At 43.7% G+C, this 3,283-nt stretch carries 2 protein-coding genes; one reads left to right on the forward strand and one right to left on the reverse strand.

Going from position 1 to position 3,283, the window contains the following annotated elements:
- Nucleotide 1: 1 nt before the first annotated feature.
- Nucleotides 2–2,731 (forward strand): DEAD/DEAH box helicase, encoded by a 2,730-nt coding sequence (locus BN338_RS01680; RefSeq protein ID WP_244427588.1) that lies wholly within the window; start codon nt 2–4, stop codon nt 2,729–2,731.
- On the opposite strand, the gene BN338_RS01685 is transcribed toward BN338_RS01680, so the two are convergent.
- On the reverse strand, nt 2,704–3,156 hold the full coding sequence (locus BN338_RS01685) for a lysozyme (protein WP_039758428.1): 453 nt from the start codon (nt 3,154–3,156) through the stop codon (nt 2,704–2,706). The genes BN338_RS01680 and BN338_RS01685 overlap by 28 nt on opposite strands.
- Between the last annotated feature and the right edge of the window lie 127 nt (nt 3,157–3,283).

A 3,283-nucleotide genomic window follows, 5' to 3' on the forward strand; every position in this document is an offset into this window, starting at 1 on the left:
AATAACATCACGTTTATCATTGCGCCAGCCACAGGCGGAATCTCTTGAAATCTTGGCAAATGTGCTCGAGGATATTGAACTGTCAAAAGAATGCGATTTTTGCCATAATCTCAAAACCATCCAAGCCCTTTACCCTTCTGTGCAGGATTTTGAGCGTGATTTTCCGTCCTTCTGTTTTGCTCTTGCCACCGGGGTTGGTAAAACGCGGCTCATGGGTGCTTTTATCAGCTATCTTTACTTAACAGGCCGTAGCCGCCATTTTTTTGTGCTTGCGCCTAATCTAACGATTTATGAAAAGCTTAAACAAGATTTCACCCCTAGCAGTCCTAAATATGTCTTTAAGGGTATCCACGAATTTATAACTAACCCCCCCGCTATTATCACAGGGGAGGATTATGATGATGGTAAAGGGGTGCGCACTGATACGGCAAATTTCCGTGGCCAAGTCCGGCTTTTTGATGATAGCGACACGCCTTTTATTAATATCTTTAACATCTCAAAGATTAATGCAACCGAAAATAAAAAAGGCGCAGCAAAATCAAGCGCACCGCGTATTAAGCGCTTACAAGAGACAATTGGAGAGAGCTATTTTAATTACCTTGCCAATTTACCTGATCTTGTCCTCCTAATGGATGAGGCGCACCGCTATCGCGCAAGTGCGGGCGCAACTGCCATTAATGAGCTTAAGCCTATTCTTGGTATTGAACTAACGGCAACACCGAAAACAACAGGGGCCAAATCAGTTGATTTTAAAAACATTATTTATGGATATTCTCTAGCGCAGGCCATGAATGATGGTTTTGTTAAAGAGCCCGACGTTGCGACCCGAAAAGATTTTGATCCTAAAAATTATACCGCAGATGAATTAGAGCGCATAAAACTAGAAGATGGTATCCACCATCATGAGCATGTGAAAGTTGAATTGGACGTTTATGCGCGCCAATATGATCAAAAACTTGTAAAGCCTTTTATATTGGTCGTGGCGCAAGATACCGAGCATGCTCGCCAATTACGTGCGTTTTTGGAATCTGATAGTTTCTTTAAAGGGCGCTACAAAGGCAAGGTCGCGGAGGTACATTCAAAGCAATCTGGCGCTGAAGAAGATGAGAATATTCAACGCCTTATGTCTGTAGAAGACCCCGATGAGCCGACAGAAATCGTTATTCACGTGAACAAGCTGAAAGAAGGGTGGGACGTCACCAATCTTTATACAATTGTTCCGCTGCGTGCTTCAGCTTCTGAGATTTTAACCGAGCAAACGATTGGGCGTGGTTTGCGCTTGCCATACGGTCACCGAACCGGTGTTGAAGCAATTGATCGCCTGACGATTATAGCCCATGACAGATTCCAAGAAATTGTCGATAAGGCTAATGATCCAAATTCAATCATCAAGAAACAGATTGAAATTGGTGATGGTGGCGATGTTCCTCGTGAGAAATCTCAAATTATCACTGTTCCATCATTCGCTTCAAGCTCTTTGGTTGGTTCTGCTGCGACTGAAAATGATTATCCTTGTCAGCCAACCACGGCACCACAAACCATTTTTAATACACCGCAACACCGACAAATTGCACAAATGGCAATAAGCGTTGTCAATCGCTATGAGCATTTAAACACTTCCCGTGAATTATCAGCCCCTGAAATTCAATCGCAAATTATCAAAGAAATTTCTGAAAAGATCAAACCAGCGCAAGCATCACTAAATTTAGAGCCCGATGAAACGAGCGCCGTGGTTAAAGAGGTTGTGGAAACGGTTACGAAAAATATTGTCGAATTCATAATCGACATCCCAAATATTGTTCTCATCCCATCGCGTGACACGACCTATGGCTTTCGCGATTTTAATCTAGAAGGCTTAGAAAGACTTAACTACCAGCCGGTCAGCGATGAAATGTTGATCCGCCAGCTTCGCACAAACAACAGTAGCTTGCTCTCTTTTGATGGTGGGTATGATAGAGAAGAACGGCTTGAAAACTATATTATTCGCGGTTTGATAGACCATAATCTTGTTGATTATGACGAGCATTGTGTATTACTCAACAAGCTAGCAGAACAGATTGTCGGGCGGTTCAAATCCTATTTGTCGGACGAAAAAGATGTCGAAAATGTCCTCATCCATAACCAAAAAAGCATAACCGAATTTATTATCACACAACTTGAGGATCATTATTGGGAAACACCTACAGATTATCAAGTTAACGTTACTCGGGGCTTTACAATACTAAAGCCACTTAATTATACTATGACGGAAGGTGCAGAGCCGCAAGATTTTAGAGTCATTCCTACGGTTAAAAGCGATGTAAAAAAGATTGTTTTTGGCGGCTTTCAAAAATGCTGTTATCCGTTGCAAAAATTTGATTCCGTTGATGGCGAGCTCAGATTTGCTCAAACTCTAGAAGATGATGAGCAAGTTTTACGCTGGATGAAACCAGCGCCCGGCTTTTTCCGTATTGAATATAAAAACGGTCTCGCTTATGAGCCAGATTTTGTTGTTGAAACCATTAATGCGAAATATCTATGTGAAATAAAAATGGCCTCGCAAATGCAAGGTGACGCCGTTTTGGCAAAACAAAAAGCAGCGATACGTTGGTGTGAACACGCCACGCAGCATGCCGAAGACAATAATGGGAAACCATGGCACTATGTCCTTATTCCGCATGATGCTATCGCTGCCAATAAAAGCTTTATGGGCTTGGTCAATCGCTATAAAACCGACAGCCCCACTTGTTGATATAAGTTTGCCTCTGCTTGTCGACGGAGGATGAGGCCTTTAAGTTTGCGCCCGCCGGCAAAGACCCAGCGTAAAAATTGTTCGGGGGCTTCATTATGTTCGCCACGGTTGACTTTGCGCCGTAGCGTTGAGCTTTGCAATGCGCCGCCGCCCAAATTATACGTAAAGGAGACCAGCGCATCAAACTGATTAGACGTCAAAGGCACGTTGATCAGCCGCAAGACTGCGAGCTCTGCAATGATGGCATCTTGGCGTAAAAGCTCAATGGCGCGTGCCTCATCAATGCCCACTGAAAAGTCCTCATTGTCTTTGACGACATGGCCATAGCCAATTGTCGGATAGCCAGCCGGGCAAAAATAAACGGTTGGAGAGAAACCCTCAAACCGTTTGATTAAGTTTAGTCCATTTTGCGTAATATGCCGCATGATATGTTTCCCTTGGGTTACAATAATCAGTGGGCTTGTTTAGGCCCAGAATTGCCCAGGCGGGCGCAACGCCTGCCTAAATTAAGCGTTATATTGGTTGACTAATGCGCCCGTCACTCTCAAGCGC

It is taken from the genome of Bartonella queenslandensis AUST/NH15 (genome assembly GCF_000312585.1).
Taxonomy (GTDB): Bacteria; Pseudomonadota; Alphaproteobacteria; order Rhizobiales; family Rhizobiaceae; genus Bartonella; species Bartonella queenslandensis_A.